The organism is Nitrosomonas halophila (assembly GCF_900107165.1).
Taxonomy (GTDB): domain Bacteria; phylum Pseudomonadota; class Gammaproteobacteria; order Burkholderiales; family Nitrosomonadaceae; genus Nitrosomonas; species Nitrosomonas halophila.
In genome coordinates, this window is record NZ_FNOY01000059.1 from 1 (window position 1) to 19,072 (window position 19,072).

A 19,072-nucleotide genomic window follows, 5' to 3' on the forward strand; every position below is an offset into this window, starting at 1 on the left:
GACTTAAAAAAACGCTACTGGGGGCGCCATTTTTGGGCGCGAGGATACTTTTGTGTAACATCAGGAGAACTGACAGAAGAAATGATTCAAAACTATTTGGAGCATCATTTTGAACCTAAAGGTGATGATAATTTCAGAACCGAAAGCTAAACGGGTCTTAAGACCCGTATCCTGACTTTAGTCATTGTCACTAACCCACCAGCTTTAGCTGGTGGTTGTTTAGTTGAGAGATATTCTGCAGCGCCGGACAGTCGAGATCATCAACCTGAACAAAAAAGGCAGGCATCGAACCTGCCTCCAGTTGAAATATGAAGAGCCAGAGTCGGAGTTGCTGATTGGCCCCGAAGAGCAGGGCAGCTTTATGTACAAGGCGCGGAGCTATTGGTATTCATTAACCCTGAAAAAGGCGAGCTATACCGACCTGGTTCTCAAGGGCGATGAGCGCACCAATGGGCTGCTGGTGATTTCAGGCACGGCGGTTTTTGATTGCCAATTCTTTCAATTCGAAAATCAATTGGGTACCGAGTACCTGTTTGGCAGCGTAATCTGTCCGGCTTTGGCCGAAATGCTCGCCAGCGGCCATTCCGTGATCAGCGATGAACGTGAGGGGCTCAATCTGAAGGAGCCGTTTGTAGCCGCTTTTGCCGATGCCGTCAGCCACAGGATAGCCGATGTTGTCAAAAGAGAGCAGATCAGGCTGAGTCATGTTGATCACGCCACCACTTCAAGACGGACCCAAAACTTGATTGAGCACTTGCTGCAACGGGTGAATCAGATCGCCAGCCAGGAGCTGAAAATCATCCTGCCCCCCGGCACCGGTTCAGCCCAGTATCGATCTTTTGGAACAGGGCAGCCAGCGGTGCTGCGTTTTGGCACACCGTTTTATTACCGGCAAGTAGGGCATGCTTTTCATGTGGTCATGCGGGCAGACCGCAGCCGGCTGATGGATCAGGAAATCCTGTCTTTCAGTTATGCGTTGCCAGATAGTGTCTCGATCCGGCCTGCGATGGAAGCACTGAGCGTGGCAGAGCTGGCCGGTGATGGCCGCCTGGAATGGACGGTGACCGGCTCAGAAATCGGTGCCAGCGGGAAAATACAAGTCAACTGTGGCCCCTATTCCGCTGCGTGCGAAGTCGTCATCGCGGAGAATGCGGCCGGTAAAGGTCATGGCAATCCATCCGGGAAACCCCGCAACCCCTGGGCGATGGATAATACTACGGATTTGTTCAGGGGTTATGCGCTCAAGAACCTGAACAATGATGTCGACAGGGCTGTTTATAGTATCGAGGATCGCATGATACTCATCAATACCGAGGCACCCACAGTCCGCCTGTATCTGAACGGGCAGGGGCATTTCAAGGATGGAGCGCGGTTATTGCTGGCCGAGTTGTTTCTGGATGTCATTACCGAAGAACTGGCCCGCCGCTACGTGGATCGCACTACCCACAAGGGTGAGAGTGAAGCCTATAAACAAGCCAAGCAGGACCTGGTGCGCCGCTATGGCGTGGAAATTCACTCCATCCTCCTGGGGGCGTGACTGGCCAGTATTTTTCCGAACGCATTTATCAGTATGGCGTTTGGAATGCACCCTTATTTTCAGTGGCACAATCGTTGAGCACAAGCACGTTGCCGTACTATAAAGCTGACGGAAATTGAGTCCGGATAAAGCCTGTTTGCGAAGGTAGCAAGCAAGAAAAAAACGCATAGCTTTAAAGAACGTTTCTGCATTCATCAGTTACTTCACGAATCAGAGTATTTGTCAATGAAGTGGATATACCTAACTCCTCTGCAATCTTTGTTTGAGTATATTCATTGACTCGGTAAAGCTCAAAAACCTGTTTCGTACGATATGGCAGCTTGGCCAGCACTTCAGTTACCCGTTCGAGGAGCTGGCGGTTCATTGCAGTGTTCTCTGGCGAGTCAATCGAAGTGACAGCATTTATTCCTTCCTCATCCAATCCGAAAAGTTGTGATTCGAATATTCCACGACGATAATGATCGATCGCCAAGTTGCGCACAATCCGAAAGAGGTATGACAAGGGTTGCCTGACGTCTTGTGTGGCAGTCATTTCAGCGACCTTGATATAAGCATCCTGTACGATATCATCAGACCTTTCCCAATCTCCTAGAATCTTGTAAGCCGCTCGTCGAAGTTGCATGCGGTTGGCAATAAACAGGGTATCCAGCTCCAGGGTCCATTTCTCAATCGATGACATCATTATTGCCTTTTTGTTATTAATGAGAAGAAAAATGATAATTATTCTCATTTCTATGAAAAAGTCAATATTGGTAACCAGTCCTAGTTCTAAACCAAATATCGGTGGTATTTGTGATACCGATGAAATGTGGATTTTTGATTCCAGGCCCGCGAAACCAAATCCGGCAGGTATCGTACACCTCATACAATCAGCTACAGGACGCTGTCACCAGGGTTTCTAATTTTTGTATTCCTGGCGAGTCGATTCGTCTAGTTTAAATAGGAACCATTCTTAATTATAAAGAATGAATAAATACTGTTTATTCATTGTTACGAGGGGTGTTATGACCAGCTGTTTTGATCGTGAAGATGGCATGTTTCGTGTGCTAGTCAATCATGAAGAACAATATTCGATTTGGCCAGAGTGGAAAGCAATTCCAGGAGGATGGCGAGATATAGGCGTATTGGGAGACAAAAAAACCTGTCTGGATCATATCGAAAAAACATGGACTGATATGCGACCGCTCAGTTTGCGGCGTTTTATGGATAACCATGCCTAAATCACTAACGCTATTCTGCCTGCCATGCGCTGGGGCGAGCGCAACCATGTACCTTCGCTGGCGACGATTATTACCTTCCTGGATAGTCTTGAGAATCCTTGAGCTACCAGGACGAGGCAGTCGAGCGATGGAATTGCCCAAGAAAAATTATGCAGCATTGACCTCATCGCTTTGTGATGAGGTCATTTCAAATTTACCTGAAAACTATGCCTTCTTTGGCCACAGCATGGGGGGATTGCTGGCATACGGTATTGCCCATGGCTTGTTTGCCCGTAACTTACCGCTTCCTGTCGCGCTGCTCATATCAGGGTGTGCGGCACCCAATCGCCAGGATAGCGAACGCTACAGCAAAATACAGGGTGAGCAAGCGTTGATCGCGGATTTAAGGAAACAAGCCGGAACGCCTGAAGAAGTATTCAATCACCCCGAGCTGATGGCGATGGTTCTGAATGTATTGACGATAGATTATAGCGTGTGCGGAAGCTTTCGATATACGAAGCTACCAGCCTTACCGCTTTCTATCAATGTTTTTGGTGGACGGTCAGATGAGATTGATGAGCCGAAACTAAGTGACTGGCGGTTAACAGCAACTCGAATTTTTACCCTGGATTGGTTTGATGGCGGACATTTCTATTTTCGCCAATGTGAGGAAGTATTTTTAACAACCTTGGTTAAGCGTCTGGCTGAAAACGTATTAGATAAACCATATGAAGCGCATAGCACTGCCTGAAGTTTTACCTGTCGGTATCGAAGTCTGGATGATCGAGTTTAAGTTTGATACACCCTGCACTGGTAGTGATTGGGTATTGCTGAATGCCGAAGAGCAGGCTCATGCGCTCCGTTACCACCAGTTTCAAGACCAGGTCCGCTTTATCAAGACACGAGCGTCATTACGTCGTTTGCTTGCGATGCGCCTCATGTCATCTCCCAAGACATTGCACATTCAAGCGGACAACCTTGGAAAACCACGCTTACAAGCCTACTCGAATATCGAGTTCAACGTTTCTCATTCAGGCCACTACGCATTGATTGCATTATCGACTATTGGCGCAATAGGGATTGACATCGAGTACATGCACCGTGACGTTGCCAACCTGGAAAAGCTTGTTTTTACCTCGATGGAGCGGGCAATGGGATATTGGTCCAGCAGTAATTTCATCGAACTCTGGGTAGTGAAAGAATCAGTATTGAAAGCATTGGGATTGGGTATTACCGATTTTCTGCAATCAGTTACCGTCCTGCCAAATTACGATGACAGTTACCACATCATTCTTGATCAACCCAGCATGACAAAAATCCGGGCTTGGTCGATTGATGTGGTACCTGGCTATACCGCTGCGCTTGCACTAGCCAATTCAGATGGATGGCATGCATAGCCGATCACTTACTCTTTTTGGTTGGAAAATGCAATAAGCGCTTGTATCGGGAAAAATTTTTGCAAAGCGCGGGTTTATTTTTTAGGTATAAATCAATGAATACAAGACTGATTCCATCTCGCAGTTATCCCGACAACATTGTCTCGCACCTGCGGAACCTGGCATTGGAGCGTCCAAGCGACACTGCTCTCATTGTTGTAAATGCTCAAAGTGACAAATTAGTTGAAAGACGATTCGGCTATTTTACGCTTGACCTGCACGTGCGATCTGTCGCTGCCGTACTGCAGAAGCGATACACGAAGGGCGAGAGAGTGCTATTGCTGATGGAAAATGACGAACACTATGCGATCGGTTTTCTGGCATGCCTTTATGCAGGCATGATTGCTGTACCAGTATTTCCACCAGAGTTAATTCGCGAGCGTCATCTGGCACGATTACTCGCAATTGCGGCAGATGCCAAGGCGCGCAGTATCCTGACTACCAGTGAAGTTCTACCCCTGCTTGATGGCGTAGCGAATACACAATTAGCCAAAGCCGAGATATTGACAGTCGATTCGATTCTGCAAAGTACTTTTCAAGTTAATGAATATAGCTGGCAGGAGCGCATACCGGAGGGAGATGAAATTGCTTTTTTGCAATACACCTCCGGGTCGACCTCCACGCCCAAAGGTGTCATGGTCAGCCATCACAACCTCATCATCAATGCTCGGGCATTCGAAGAAGGTATGTCTATTGGCGAAGATGACATTTTTGTCAGCTGGTTGCCGCTCTACCATGACATGGGATTGATCGGCGGCCTGATCCAACCGTTGCACCGGGGCGTTCCGGTAATACTAATGGCGCCCCAACACTTTATCGAAAGGCCTGTACGATGGCTTGAAATCATCTCCCGTTATCGCGCGACAGTGAGTGGTGCGCCCAATTTTGCTTTCCAGCTTTGCGTTGAGCGTGTGAAGAATGCCCAATTGCAAGAACTTGATTTATCGACCTGGCGCGTTGCCTTCTCGGGTGCCGAGCCTGTGCGTAGAGATACAATGTGTGCCTTCATCGAACGCTTCAGTGCGGTGGGTTTCTCTGCTGGCACAATTTACCCGTGCTATGGCTTGGCTGAAGCGACATTGTTTGTGACCGGAGGCGTACGTGGAGAAGGCATGATAGCTCATGAATTTTCCTCCGAAAGGTTGGCGCAGGGTCAAGCAGAAATAGTGGCGCGAGGTATTCCTATTGTTGCCTGTGGTTTTCCTGCCTCCAATCATGCGATACGTATCATTGATCCAGAAAAACAAATTCCTTTGGCCGATGGCCAGGTCGGTGAAATCTGGACAGAAGGACCGAGTCTTGCGGGGGGATATTGGCAACGTCCACGGGAAACAGCAGAAGCCTTCATTCAATATCAAGGTGCTCGCTGGTTACGTACGGGTGACCTGGGATTCATTTACGCTCATCAGCTATATATTATGGGGCGGCTCAAGGATCTCATCATCATTCGAGGGCAGAATGTTTATCCTCATGATATTGAGCTGGTCATTGAGGAGGAAGTGGAAGCTGTACGCAAAGGGCGAGTGGCGGCCTTCTCGGTTGAACATCAAGCAGGCGAGGGAATTGGTATTGCGGTAGAGGTGTCGCGCAAGATGCAGAAACTGGTTCCTCCTGAAGCACTGGTGACGGTGCTCAGCGAGTCTGTGAGTGCCAGTTGTCATGAATCCTTGTCTGTGGTAGTGCTGCTGAATCCTGGCGCACTTCCCAAAACATCGAGCGGCAAGTTACAACGCACGGCCTGCCGACAAGGCTGGCGCGAACGCACACTGGATGCTTATGCCATCTATGAATATGGGCGTTTTGTGCTTGGAGGCAGCAAACCACTCACTTCCATGTTGGAAGATGAAACAGATCTTGCTCTGGCAACTATCTGGGAAGCTGTGTTGCATCGTACTGGATTTCAACCCGAAGATCATTTCTTTGCCATTGGCGGCAATTCACTCTCTGCTGTTCAAGTCGTGGCGCGAATTGCAGATCGTTGGCAGATTCCGTTTCTGCCGCGCAGCTTGTTTCGGTGCCCACGATTACACGAGTGTGCTTCAGAAATCAAGCGCCTCGTTTCCTCGAAGACAGATTCTTCGAAAGTGGAAACAACTCGTCTCGTGCCTATAAGGGATGCCGTCCATACGTTGCCTTTGTCTTACGGTCAACAGCGCCTGTGGTTTCTTTGGCAACTCGATCCAGCCAGTACCGCCTATCATGTTCAGCATGCCATACGATTATCAGGTTTGCTGGATAGGCAGGCATTTTACGCGAGCTTTCAGGATTTGCATGAACGCCATGAATCATTACGTACGAATTTTCAAATTCATGCAACAGGCACGGTCGAGCAGGTCATTCAGCCCGCATCGCGTTTGGCGATAACAGAAGTTGATTTGTACGAATGGGACGTTGACAGGCGAGAAGATCAGGCTGCCGAGGAAGCACAGCGCATTGTTTCACTTCCTTTTGATTTGACGCAGGATCCTTTGCTGCGGGTGGCATTGATCAGGTTGACCGATCAGGAACACATCGTCTTTATCGTTATGCACCATATCATCTCTGATGGTGTTTCCATACAAATTCTATTGAATGAGTTAGCCGCGTGCTATCAGGCGCATGCGTACGCCAAGCCTGCTTGCCTCGCAAATCTTCCTGTTCAATATGGGGATTATGCGGTCTGGCAGCAAAAGTGGTTGGAAGCAGGTGAAAAAGCGCGACAACTCGCTTACTGGCGGAACTATCTGGGTGATGTGCATCCGATTCTGAGGCTGCCGACTGACCGCCCCAGACAACCTGTTACCCAATATCCGGCAGCACGATATCGTTTTGAGGTGCCGCAGGCTGTATTGACTCAGCTACGTCAACTGGCACTTGGATGCGGTGCAACACTGTTCATGACATTGTTGGTCGCGTTGCAGGTGCTGTTGTTCCGCCATACTGGGCAGCAGGTGGTACGCGTGGGGGTACCGATCGCTAATCGTAATCGCATTGAAACGACAGATCTGATTGGCTTTTTCGTTAACACACAGGTTTTGCAATGCCAAATGCACGGGCGCATGCCGCTTGCTGAGCTTCTGGCTCGGGTACGGGATGATGCTATCAATGCTCAATCGCACCAAGACTTGCCGTTCGAACAACTGGTCGAAGCGCTGCACCCCCAGCGGGATTTGCATCAGAACCCCCTCTTTCAAATCACACTCAATTATCTACAGAAAGACTACCGTTTGTTGCAGCAATTTTCTGGGCTGGCGGTTGCCGATTACGCTCTCCCTGAGCAGGCAGCCCAATTAGAGCTGAGGCTTGAAACGGTTGAATTGCCCGATGGGAGCGTGTCCGCCAGTTTTGTATACGCGTCCAACCTATTCGATGCTGCCTCAATCGAGCGCCTGACTCGACATTATCAGCAAATTTTGCATGTACTGGCGACACAGTCCTCGACTGCAATCGGCGATATTGATTTGCTGGATAAGGATGATAAACGGCAGCTTGCAAACTGGGGTGGGGCAGTGGAAATCTCTTCGCTCGATCATGCGGTGCACCGTCTGATAGAACGTCAGGCAGAAAGGTGTCCTCAGATGACAGCAGTGATTTCAGATCATAGTGAATTAAGTTACGCGGAACTCAATCACCGTGCAAACAAGTTGGCTCACCGGTTGATCGGTCTGGGAGTTAAGCCGGAAACACCCGTCGGTATAGCAATTGAACGCAATTCTGTGGATCTGATCGTGGGATTGCTGGCCATTCTGAAAGCAGGTGGTGGCTATGTTCCGCTTGATCCCGAATATCCGGGTGATCGATTGAATTATCTGATTGAAGATAGTGGCGTGCAGCTGTTGCTGACGCAATCCCATCTCAGGGCGTTGTTGCCCTGTCATCAAGAGGTCACTATCCTGGAAATCGACAGACTTGACTTGAGTGCTGGCAATGAAATCAATCCTGAAATTGCGCTGCATGGCGACAGTCTTGCTTATGTGATTTATACCTCTGGCTCCACTGGCCGGCCTAAAGGCGTGGCGGTTGCGCATGGCCCGCTCGCCATGCATTTGTCTGCCATTAAAAAAATCTATGCTGTCCAGCAGGGTGATCGTGAATTAATGTTTTTTTCGATGAATTTCGATGCCGCAGCTGAGCAATGGATGGGACCATTGACTGAAGGTGCAACCCTTGTGCTTTCATCTAACCAGCATCTGACTGGTGAGGGTTTCACTGATCTGATCGAACGGCACAAAATAACGATTTTGCATCTTCCTCCTGCTTATCTGCGCCTGTTGCTTCCGCAAATCGAACAAACCCGGCAATGGGTGCGTTCTTGTATTGCAGGGGGGGAAGCCTGGTATGCAGCAGATGTGATCGCTGCCCGGAAGCTATTTCCGCAGGCGCGTTTGGTGAATGCGTATGGGCCGACTGAAACGGTGATCACCCCGACCGCATGGTTCGATCAGAGCGGTGAGAGCGCGTTAAAGTCATCAATGGGTGAATTTGCACCTATCGGGCGCTCGGTTGGTGTTCGCAATCTCTATGTACTTGATGCCGAACTCAATCTCGTGCCGCCTGGCTCAGTGGGTGAGCTCTATATAGGAGGCGCAGGGTTGGCGCGTGGTTATCTTGATCGCCCGGCTCAGACCAGCGAGCGTTTTGTCGCCGATCCATTCGATCAAGCAGGCGGCCGCCTTTATCGAACCGGAGATTTAGTGCGCTGGCGTGGTGATGGCCAACTCGAGTATCTCGGCCGTATCGATGATCAGATCAAATTGCGCGGCTTCCGTGTTGAATTGGGAGAAATCGAGGCACGTTTGCTTGCGCAAACGGAGGTGCGCGAAGCGGCAGTGATCGCGCGAGAGGGACGGCATGGTCTTCGTCTGCTTGCCTATATCGCGCCACATGATGGCATGCAATTGAGCGCATCGCTGTTGAAAACCGCACTGGCAGCTACGTTGCCTGATTACATGATCCCCAGCCAGTTCATTATCCTGGATAGATTGCCGCTTAATCCTAACGGCAAAATAGACCGGAAAGCGTTGCCGATTCCTGAGCAGTTCGACACATCTGATTATGATCCTCCTGTCAATATGATGGAAAAAACCATTGCGGAAATTTGGGCTGAAACCCTGGAAATGCCGCAAGTTGGCATGCATAACAACTTTTTTGATTTAGGCGGGCATTCGCTGCTGCTGATCAAGATTAAACAGAAGCTGGAAGCACGGTTATCTAGACAAATTGCCATGGTTGATCTTTTTAAATACACCACCGTGGCAAGTCTGGCGAAATTTTTAAGCGAGGGAGAGACGGGTCCTGCTTCCTTATCACGTCACCGGGCACGTGCACAGCGTCAGCGCAGCGCTTTCATCCAACGAAAACAAGAGAGGATAAATTAATGGGTTATTTGGAAGAAACACCGGGATGTTCGGATATTGACATCGCCGTTATCGGGATGGCATGTCGCTTTCCTGGCGCAAATGATACCGAGTCTTTCTGGCGCAACCTGCGTGAGGGTATTGAATCCATCACTTTCTTGGATGATGAAGCGCTGCTAGCGCGTGGTGCATCGGCTGAAATATTGCATGATCCTCGCTACATAAAAGCAGTCGCTCAGCTGGATAATATTGCTGGTTTTGATGCGGCTTTCTTTGGCTATACCCCGAGAGAAGCCGCGGAGACCGATCCGCAGCACCGGCTTTTTCTGGAAGTGGCATGGGAGGCCCTGGAAGATGCTGGCTACGATACTTCACACTACACCGATCCGATCGGAGTCTATGCGGGTTGTGGCGTGAATACTTACTTATTGCTGAATCTGCTATCCACTGGACGCATGACAGATATGCAGGATATTTCATCACTACAGGGATTGATGAATGGTAATAACAAGGATTCCATGACCACGACCGTCGCGTACAAGCTCAACTTGCGCGGTCCTGGTATTACCGTGCAAACAGCTTGTTCTACTTCCTTGGCTGCGACGCATGTAGCCTGCCGCGGCTTACTCAATCACGAAGCTGACATGGCTATTGCCGGCGGGGCATGGGTCAATTTGCTGCACGAGGGAGGATATCACTATCAAGCAGGTGCCATTCTCTCGCCGGACGGGCATTGCCGTGCGTTTGACGCCAAGGCTGCAGGAACGGTAATCGGCAGTGGAGTGGGCGTGGTGGTATTAAAGCGTCTTAAAGATGCACTGGCGGATGGCGACACCATTCAGGCTGTGATCAAGGGTTCGGCGATCAATAATGATGGGTCGGCCAAGGCCGGCTATACGGCACCCAGTATCGAAGGGCAGGCTGAGGTGATACTTGCTGCCCAGGCCATTGCGGGCGTTTCCTCCGATACGATCAGTTATGTCGAAGCGCATGGAACGGGTACGACACTAGGAGACCCGATTGAAGTTGCAGCCTTGACACAAGCTTTTCGGGAGAGTACCGATCGGCGGGGTTTTTGTGGCATCGGTTCAGTCAAAACCAATGTAGGCCATCTTGATGCGGCGGCTGGTGTAGCCGGCCTGATCAAAACAGTACTTTCATTGAAACATCGGACACTGCTTCCGAGCCTGCATTTTGAGCAACCCAATCCACAGATTGATTTTGCCTCGAGTCCTTTTTACGTCAATACTGTTTGCAAGCACTGGCCTGATAGTTCGGCACCGCGCCGAGCGGGTGTCAGCTCGTTCGGTATCGGTGGCACTAACGTGCATATGATTATCGAGGAAGCGCCCAATTGCGCACCTTCAAGTGCATCGCGTGATTGGCAGTTGCTCATGTTGTCGGCACGTAGCCAACACGCATTGGATCGAGCCGTGAATCGATTGCAGCAGCACCTTGAAGTCCATCCTGAGCAGTCTTTAGCCGATGTCGCTTACACATTGCAAGTCGGAAGGAAACAATTTTCTCATCGGGCCATTGCACTTTGTCATGATCATGAGGATGCCAAAACATTGCTGCATAACCGGGAGAGCGATCGTTTCCTTGTGCAAGAAAATGTGGTTGAGCACCGGCCTGTGACTTTTTTGTTTCCAGGGCAAGGCGCACAGTACGTTGATATGGCACGAGATCTTTATCAGCAGGAACCGGTTTTCCGCCAGCATTTCGATCAATGTCTGCAGTTATTACGGCCACACCTGGATTTCGATCTCCTGGCCATTCTTTACCCGGATGCAGAGGAAGCGAGCAGGCAGATTGCTTCAACACGGCTTGAACAGACCGAAATCACACAACCTGCCTTGTTCGTCATTGAATATGCATTGGCACAAATGTGGATGTCATGGGGTATCCAACCTGTGTCGATGATAGGTCACAGCGTGGGTGAATATGTAGCTGCTTGTTTGGCGGGTGTATTTTCATTGCAGGATGCGCTGCGCCTGGTGGCCTTACGAGGCCGTTTGCTACAGCAAATGGAAACGGGCGCCATGCTGGCGGTCATGTTGTCTGAAGCAGAACTTGCCTCCCTACAGCTAGAGGGATGTGATCTGGCGGCTATCAATGGACCGGGGCTTTGTGTATTGTCTGGTTCGATTGCAGCGATCGAAGCAGCTGAAAAAAAATTGGCTGGACTTGGTGCCGGTTATCGAAAACTGCATGTCTCCCGTGCATTTCACTCGCGCTTGGTAGAGCCTCTGCTGTCAACTTTTGTTGACCAGGTGGCTCAGGTAAAACTTCAACCTCCCAAGATTTCTTTTTTCTCCAATTTGAGTGGGGACTGGATAACCGCCCAGGAAGCGACGGATGCGCGTTACTGGGGAAAGCATGTGCGTGGGACGGTGCGTTTCAATGATGGTCTGCAGGTATTGCTGGCCGATCCGATGCAAGTATTACTCGAGGTCGGGCCAGGAGAAACCCTGGCGACACTTGCGCAACGTCATCCATTGGCAAAAACCGAGCAGCTTATCTTGTCATCGTTACCCCATCCCAACAAGAGTTGTTCGATGCAGAAGCACTTGTATCTCGCGCTCGGCAAGCTATGGTTAAACGGGTTGAGCATCGATTGGCAACATTTTTATGCCCATGAACATCGTCATCGCGTGCCGTTACCGACTTATCCGTTTGAGCGACAATCTTATTGGATCAAAGCCGAAAATCAGTCATCTGAATTAAAAAGCGGTATGCAGCCAACTTTGGGAGCTAAGAAACAAGAACAAACGCTGGCACGTTCAATAAATGATTGGCTCTTTGTCCCAACCTGGCAGCGCACCGAGCAAATTGATTTCGAAAGTCTTCATCCTGAACAAACCGGTGTATATGTGATATTCAGCGATGAGCATTTAGTCGGTGCAGCCTTGGCTAATCATTTGCGCTTGTTCGGAATTGAGCCCATCGTTGTTTTTGCAGATACCGCCTTCCGGCAAGAAAGTCCACATCGCTACCGGATATGCTCTAAGAATCAACGTGATTACAAACGATTATTCCAGGCGATGCGTGACGAGGGTAAAACGATCAGTCAGATTTTTTATCTTTGGAGTTTGAGCGCGGAAGAGGAAACCAATACTCAGGCAGGTAGTCTGGCTAGCAATTTTTATAGTCTGCTTTCTCTCACGCGCGCGCTGGAGGCTAACCCAGCACTACTTCCCTCAGGAAAAAACATCAACATTACCGTGGTGACCAATCAATTGGAGGATGTTACCGGTAGTGAAAGGTTATCGCCCTATAAAGCATTACTCTATGGACCATGCAAAGTTATTCCCCAAGAGTATGAACACCTTTCTTGCCGCTTAATCGATGTCGAATTGCATGCGTGGGACAGCATAAGTCGTGCGTATCTGGCCAAGCAGATTTTTGCCGAATCACAACAAGAGAATATAACGGCAGTGGTGGCCTATCGGGGACCTCACCGATGGATACAATGCTTTGAAACCTTACAGCATCGCGTATCGGCTACTGACCGTCTCAAACCGGGAGGGGTTTATTTAATCACTGGTGGATTAGGCGGAGTCGGATTAACACTGGCTGAATATCTGGCGCGCACTCGGCTGGCAAAACTGGTGTTGCTAGGGCGCTCTCCCATTCCTATACGTGAGCACTGGCCGGAGATTTTAGCAACCGCGAGTCAAGACAGCACGCTCCGACACAAAATAGAAAAAATTCTACGACTGGAAGCATTGGGTGCTCAAGTATTCGTAGTGAATGCAGATGTAGCTAATCGAGCCGCTTTGCAGCGGGCGGTCGAGCAAGCACGCCACTATTTTGGCGCGATCAATGGCGTGATCCATGCTGCCGGCGAGGTCAGCAGCGGGTTGATTTCAAACAAAACGAATCAAGCGATTACAAGGGTGTTGGCACCAAAAGTGCAGGGAATGCGTGCCTTGCAGGCAGTTTTTAAAGATGATTCACTGGATTTCATGCTGCTATGTTCATCACTTGCGGCGATCGCCGGTGGACTCAGCAAAATCGACTATTGCGCGGCTAACGCTTATCTGGACGCAGTCGCGCGTGCTGCCTATCGCGATGCGGCTTATCCTGTTGTTTCAGTCAACTGGGATAGCTGGCGGGAAGTCGGTATGGCGGCGAACATGGAAATGCCAGAGGGAGTGGGAATTGCTCCCGAAGACGGTGCAGAAGTGTTTGAGAGAATCATCAACGGGCCTTATGTGCCCCAAGTGATCGTTTCAACGCTTGATTTGCATGCTCGATTGAGCCAAACCCAGCAAGATCTGGTTGCGCAGCCTCTTACCTTCAATGTCCCCATCAAGACAGGAAGATTTCCAAGACCCGCCTTGCCGACAACCTTCAAATCCCCTGAAGGCGAACTTGAAATGAGCATTGCAGAGATTTGGCAGAGTCTGTTGGGAATCGATGCCATAGGGGTAGACGATAATTTATTTGAGCTGGGCGGGGATTCGCTACTGGGAGTACAACTTCTTTCTAGAGTCCGAACCAGCTTTTCCGTTGACCTGCATCCGGCCGATTTCTTCAGATCACCGACAATCTCGAGCTTGGCGGTTTTGGTCGAAAGTAAACTGCTCGATGAAATCGAATGCTCATAAATAGTTCATTGCATGGATGCATAGCCCAGAGAATTTTATGATGGACAATAATGATCTTGCACAACGGCGGGCGCGTCTTACGCCAGAGCAGCGACAACGACTGGCGCGGCGACTCAAGTCAAGTAGCGAATCGACACAGCAAGAGCCAGTCATTCCACAAAGAGAGCCGGGTAAACCAGTTTGCCTTTCCTACGCACAGCAACGGCATTGGTTTTTATGGCAACTGGATCCACAGAGTACGGCCTACCACTTGGGAAGCGCCTTGCGGTTGCAGGGCGAGCTGGACCAAGTGGCATTGGAAGAGAGCTTTCAGACGTTGGTGGCGCGGCATGAATCGTTGCGCACGGTGTTCCGTGCCAATGCACAAGGATTGCCCGAGCAGGTGATCAGCCCTGCGGGACGATTCAGATTGATGGTGGCCGACTTGCGCGCGGTGCCGGAGACACAGCGTGCAGCCCGTGTGCAAGAAGAAGTAAACCTTATCCATACTACGCCTTTTGATCTTACTCAAGGACCATTATTGCGTGTAGCTCTGATCCAGGCGGCGTCTGATGAACATTATTTAGTAGTGGCGATGCCACATATCATTTCGGATGCCTGGTCCAACCGCATTATCATCGACGAATTCGCCACTTGTTACCGTGCGCATTGTAAGGGTCAGCAGGTGTTGATGCCGCCACTTTCAGTTCAATATGCGGATTACGCGATCTGGCAGCGCAACTGGCTGGAAGCGGGTGAGAAAGAACGGCAACTGGCCTACTGGCGTAGCCAACTGGGTGAAATCCACCCAGTATTGCAACTGCCGACCGATCATCCCCGTCCATCGACAAGCAACTATCGTGCCGCTCAATATGACTTTATTCTGCCACCCTCGCTGATTGAGCATTTGCAACGGCAGATGCAAACGCGGGGTATGACACTGTTCATGGGGTTATTGGCGGGCTTGCAAGTATTGTTGTACCGCTATACAGGCCAAAGCGACATTCGGGTGGGTGTGCCGGTCGCTAATCGACATCGGGTAGAAACTGAAAATTTGGTTGGCTGTTTGGTAAATACGCAGGTGTTGTGCAACCGGATTGATGGGCGCATGCCGCTGGAACGACTGCTCGAGAAAACCCGTGATGCTGCCTTGGGTGCGCAAGCTTATCAGGATTTGCCATTTGAGCAGTTGGTCGAAGCGCTCCAGCCGGAGCGCAACCTGAATCTGAATCCATTGTTCCAGGTGATGTTCAATCATCTACGGGAAGACTATCGTGCGCTGGGACAATTGCCGGGATTGGCAGTGGAGGAATGCGAGTTTGACGATCAAGGCGCGCAGTTCGAGTTGACACTGGATACTGTGGAGCGGCCAGATGGACGGGTCGAAGCATGTTTCACCTATGCAGCCGAGTTGTTTGAGCCACAGACCATCGTGCGCATGAGTGAACATTATCTTCGCTTGCTGGAGCAGCTGGCGGATCAGCCTGGGCAGTGCTTGGGCGATGTCGCTTTCATGAACGAGAAAGAATGGACTCAACTCAAGGCCTGGGGCATTAATGAACAACGCTATGCCTTGGTGGAATCGGTGCATCAGCTGATCGAACGGCAGGCGATGGCGCGACCGGATGCGACGGCCTTGATTTTCGGCAACGCGGAACTCAGCTACGCGGTACTTAACCGGCGTGCAAACCAGTTGGCGCATCATCTGATCGCATTGGGTATTCAACCCGAAAGCCGGGTAGGAATCGCGGTCGAACGTTCGATCGACATGATCGTGGGTCTGCTCGCCATTCTCAAGGCAGGTGGCGCATATGTGCCGCTCGATCCGGATTATCCGCGTGACCGGCTGCAGCACATGGTGGCGGACAGCGGCATCGAATTGTTGCTCACGCAGCAGGCAATCGAATCACGCATTCCGCGCCCGACTCATGGCAACATGCTGTTGCTGGATACACTGGATGTAAGCAATGCGTCCGAGGACAATCCAACTGTTGCCCTGCACGGCGAGCATCTGGCCTATATTATCTATACTTCCGGTTCCACCGGCAAGCCTAAGGGAGTGGGAATACGACATCGTGCATTGAGTCATTTTGTAATGAATATGCTGGAATCGCCAGGCATGACATCCGGGAATACCCTGGTATCCATCACTCCGCTTTCATTCGATATTGCCGGTTTGGAGATTTACTTGACACTCAGCGCTGGTGCGCGGCTGGTAATGGCATCACAAGCAGAAAGAAGTGATGGACAGCTTCTCATGCAATTGCTGCGGACCCATCAAGCAGATATTCTACAATCCACCCCGGCCGGCTGGCGCATGTTACTGACAAGCGGGTGGAAAATCCCGCACGAAAATAACCAACGTCCATTTAAGTGTTTATGTGGTGGGGAAACATTGCCAGTCGATTTGGTTGATCAGTTGCTCACACAGAATATCGAGCTCTGGAACATGTATGGGCCAACTGAAACAACTATTTGGTCGGTTGTTGGCAAAATCGGATCTAGAACTAATTTGCTGGGCAGACCTATAGCCGCTACCCAGCTTTATATACTAAATGAAGAAATGAGGCACGTGCCGCAGGGTGTGGCAGGGGAGATCTATCTTGGCGGAGTAGGACTGGCTCGCGGGTATCTGAACCGGCCCGGATTGACAGCGGAACGGTTTGTCGCTGATCCCTTCGACAGCGAAGGTGGGCGACTCTACCGTACTGGTGACCTGGCCAAGTGGCGGGAGAACGGACAGATCGAATACCTCGGCCGGGCGGATCATCAGGTCAAGGTCCGGGGGTTCCGTATAGAACTGGGCGAAATCGAAACCCAACTGCTGCAGCAGCCGGCCGTGCGGGAGGCGGTGGTGGTGGCCAAGGAAGGGCCGGCCGGCTCTAGGCTGGTGGCATATGTTGCGTTGCACGCGGATCTTCCAGCAACCCTCCCAGAATTGCGGAGAGCGCTCGCGCAGGCCTTGCCCGACTACATGCTGCCTTCGGCAATCGTGGTATTGGACCACCTGCCCCTGAATGCGAATGGCAAAGTCGATCGTGGCCACTTGCCGGAACCAGAGTTTGCCGGCAATGGGGACTATGCCGCACCCGAAGGGGAAGTGGAGCAGATCCTCGCCAACATCTGGGCGGAAGTGTTGGGTATTGGCCGCGTGGGGCGCAATGACAATTTCTTCGAATTGGGCGGACATTCTCTTGCCGCTTTGCAAGTTCAGCAAAAATTGCAGCTCAGCCTATCCATTTCCTTACCCCTGCGGCTATTTTTTGAACGGCCTGTATTAAAAGCCATCGCGACAGTGGTACAGGAAGAATACATGTTAGTTTCCAGGCAAGCCAAGGAGCAGACTGAGTTATCGGAAATGGCTGAATTACTCGATTTATTGGAGAATTAATCAAAATTGAATAAACAGAATATTGCCGAGCGGTTTGCCACACTTTCCCCTGAAAAACAAAAGATATTTCTCAGTACACTGAAGGAGCGAGGCATCGATTTCTCGCTTCTGCCCATCGTTCAACAGCCGGTTGAGAAGCGTCATACTCTTTCTTACGCACAACAGCGACACTGGTTCTTATGGCAACTGGATCCCCAGAGCACGGCCTATCACCTAGGTGGCGCTTTACGGCTGCGAGGCAAGCTGGACCGGGCAGCGCTGGAAGAAAGCTTTCAGACACTGGTGGCGCGGCATGAAGCGCTGCGCACGGTGTTCCGTGTCAACGCACAAGGCTTGCCCGAGCAAATCATCGAATCGGCAGGGCGATTCAAACTGGCCATGATCGATTTGCGTACTGTGCCGGCAGCGCAGCGCGCAGCCCGCGTGCGGGAAGAAGCGATCCGCATCCATACCACGCCCTTCGATCTCACCCAAGGCCCGTTATTGCGCGTGGTGCTGCTGCAGGTCGAACCGGAGGAACATCATCTGGTGGTGGTGATGCACCACATTATCTCGGATGCCTGGTCCAACCGCATCATCATCAATGAATTCGCTGCCTGTTACCGTGCGCTTTGCGAAGGGCAGCCGATCGCACTGCCGCCGCTTTCGATTCAATATGTGGATTATGCGATCTGGCAGCGAAACTGGCTGGAAGCAGGCGAGAAAGAACGCCAACTGGCCTACTGGCGTAGCCAGCTGGGTGAAACTCAGCCTGTGTTGCAATTGCCGACCGATCATCCCCGTGCTTCGACAGGTAGCTACCGTGCGGCCCATCACGACTTTACTCTACCAGCGGTGCTGATGGCGCACTTGCAGCGGCAGATGCAGACACATGGCGTGACGCTGTTCATGGGACTGCTGACAGGTTTCCAGGCGTTGTTGTACCGTTATACCGGGCAAAGCGAGATACGGGCGGGTGTGCCAATCGCCAACCGCCACCGCGTGGAAATAGAAAACCTGGTGGGATTCTTCGTCAATACGCAGGTATTGTGTAACCGGATCGACGGGCGCATGCCGCTGAAACGGCTACTCGAACAAACCCGGGATGCCGCCCTGGGGGCGCAAACCCATCAGGATCTGCCATTTGAGCAACTGGTCGAAGCGCTCCAGCCGGAGCGCAACCTGAACCTGAATCCATTGTTCCAGGCGATGTTCAATCATTTGCGTGAAGATGATCACACACTGGCGCGCCTGCCGGGATTGACAGTCGAGGAATATGAGCTTGGCGAGCAAGGCGCGCAGTTCGAACTGACTTTGGATACCGTGGAGCGGCCAGACGGCCGGGTCGAAGCACGTTTCACCTATGCAGCCGAGTTGTTCGAGCCGCAGACCATCGTACGCATGAGTGAACATTATCTGTGTTTGCTGGAGCAACTGGCGGATCAGCCTGGACAATGTCTGGGTGATGTCGCTTTCATGAACGAAAAGGAATGGGCTCAACTCAAGGCCTGGGGCGTCAATGAGCAACGGTATGCTTCGGTGGAACCGGTGCATCATCTGATCGAACAGCAAGCGATAGCAAGACCGGATGCAACGGCCTTG

General features: G+C 51.0%; 10 protein-coding genes. 9 read left to right on the forward strand and 1 reads right to left on the reverse strand.

Annotated elements, in window-relative coordinates; all coding sequences use genetic code 11:
- Both BLV85_RS11540 and BLV85_RS11545 read left to right on the forward strand, forming a co-directional pair.
- On the forward strand, positions 1–150 hold a 150-nt coding region (locus BLV85_RS11540), incomplete at its 5' end, for a transposase (protein WP_176973882.1).
- Positions 151–223: 73 nt separating this feature from the next.
- Positions 224–1,537, forward strand: coding sequence for a hypothetical protein (locus tag BLV85_RS11545; RefSeq protein WP_090415308.1), 1,314 nt, complete (start codon positions 224–226; stop codon positions 1,535–1,537).
- 172 nt (positions 1,538–1,709) lie between these two features.
- Here BLV85_RS11545 and BLV85_RS11550 read toward each other — a convergent pair whose 3' ends face one another.
- Positions 1,710–2,267 (reverse strand): sigma-70 family RNA polymerase sigma factor, encoded by a 558-nt coding sequence (locus tag BLV85_RS11550; RefSeq protein ID WP_245725201.1) that lies wholly within the window; start codon positions 2,265–2,267, stop codon positions 1,710–1,712.
- Positions 2,268–2,541: 274 nt separating this feature from the next.
- Here BLV85_RS11550 and BLV85_RS11555 point away from each other — a divergent pair, with 274 nt between their 5' ends.
- From BLV85_RS11555 to BLV85_RS11585, 7 genes are all read left to right on the forward strand, one after another.
- On the forward strand, positions 2,542–2,757 hold the full coding sequence (locus BLV85_RS11555) for an MbtH family protein (protein WP_090415309.1): 216 nt from the start codon (positions 2,542–2,544) through the stop codon (positions 2,755–2,757).
- Positions 2,750–3,487 carry a thioesterase II family protein gene (locus BLV85_RS11560; RefSeq protein WP_090415311.1) on the forward strand — a complete coding sequence of 246 codons (738 nt, stop codon included), beginning with the start codon at positions 2,750–2,752 and terminating at the stop codon, positions 3,485–3,487. Before BLV85_RS11555 ends, BLV85_RS11560 begins: the two co-directional genes overlap by 8 nt.
- A complete protein-coding gene (locus tag BLV85_RS11565) occupies positions 3,465–4,133 on the forward strand; it encodes a 4'-phosphopantetheinyl transferase family protein (RefSeq protein ID WP_090415313.1) in 669 nt (222 codons plus the stop codon). The genes BLV85_RS11560 and BLV85_RS11565 overlap by 23 nt, the downstream gene beginning before the upstream one ends.
- 95 nt (positions 4,134–4,228) lie before the next feature.
- Entirely contained in the window at positions 4,229–9,529 is a 5,301-nt protein-coding gene (locus BLV85_RS11570) for a non-ribosomal peptide synthetase (protein ID WP_090415319.1), read from the forward strand.
- Entirely contained in the window at positions 9,529–14,121 is a 4,593-nt protein-coding gene (locus BLV85_RS11575) for a type I polyketide synthase (protein ID WP_090415315.1), read from the forward strand. The genes BLV85_RS11570 and BLV85_RS11575 overlap by 1 nt, the downstream gene beginning before the upstream one ends.
- Positions 14,122–14,158: 37 nt before the next feature.
- Positions 14,159–17,491 (forward strand): non-ribosomal peptide synthetase, encoded by a 3,333-nt coding sequence (locus BLV85_RS11580; protein WP_218132825.1) that lies wholly within the window; start codon positions 14,159–14,161, stop codon positions 17,489–17,491.
- 6 nt (positions 17,492–17,497) lie between these two features.
- Positions 17,498–19,072 (forward strand): condensation domain-containing protein (locus BLV85_RS11585; protein ID WP_245725202.1); only part of this gene is annotated, 1,575 nt, incomplete at its 3' end.

What these genes read in the sequence shown, in the direction of transcription:
- BLV85_RS11575 (WP_090415315.1), top strand. Translation starts at nt 9,529, where the DNA reads ATGGGTTATTTGGAAGAAACACCGGGATGTTCGGATATTGACATCGCC.
- BLV85_RS11550 (WP_245725201.1), bottom strand. Translation starts at nt 2,267, where the DNA reads ATGAGAATAATTATCATTTTTCTTCTCATTAATAACAAAAAGGCAATA.
- BLV85_RS11565 (WP_090415313.1), top strand. Translation starts at nt 3,465, where the DNA reads ATGAAGCGCATAGCACTGCCTGAAGTTTTACCTGTCGGTATCGAAGTC.
- BLV85_RS11570 (WP_090415319.1), top strand. Translation starts at nt 4,229, where the DNA reads ATGAATACAAGACTGATTCCATCTCGCAGTTATCCCGACAACATTGTC.
- BLV85_RS11555 (WP_090415309.1), top strand. Translation starts at nt 2,542, where the DNA reads ATGACCAGCTGTTTTGATCGTGAAGATGGCATGTTTCGTGTGCTAGTC.
- BLV85_RS11580 (WP_218132825.1), top strand. Translation starts at nt 14,159, where the DNA reads ATGATGGACAATAATGATCTTGCACAACGGCGGGCGCGTCTTACGCCA.
- BLV85_RS11560 (WP_090415311.1), top strand. Translation starts at nt 2,750, where the DNA reads ATGCCTAAATCACTAACGCTATTCTGCCTGCCATGCGCTGGGGCGAGC.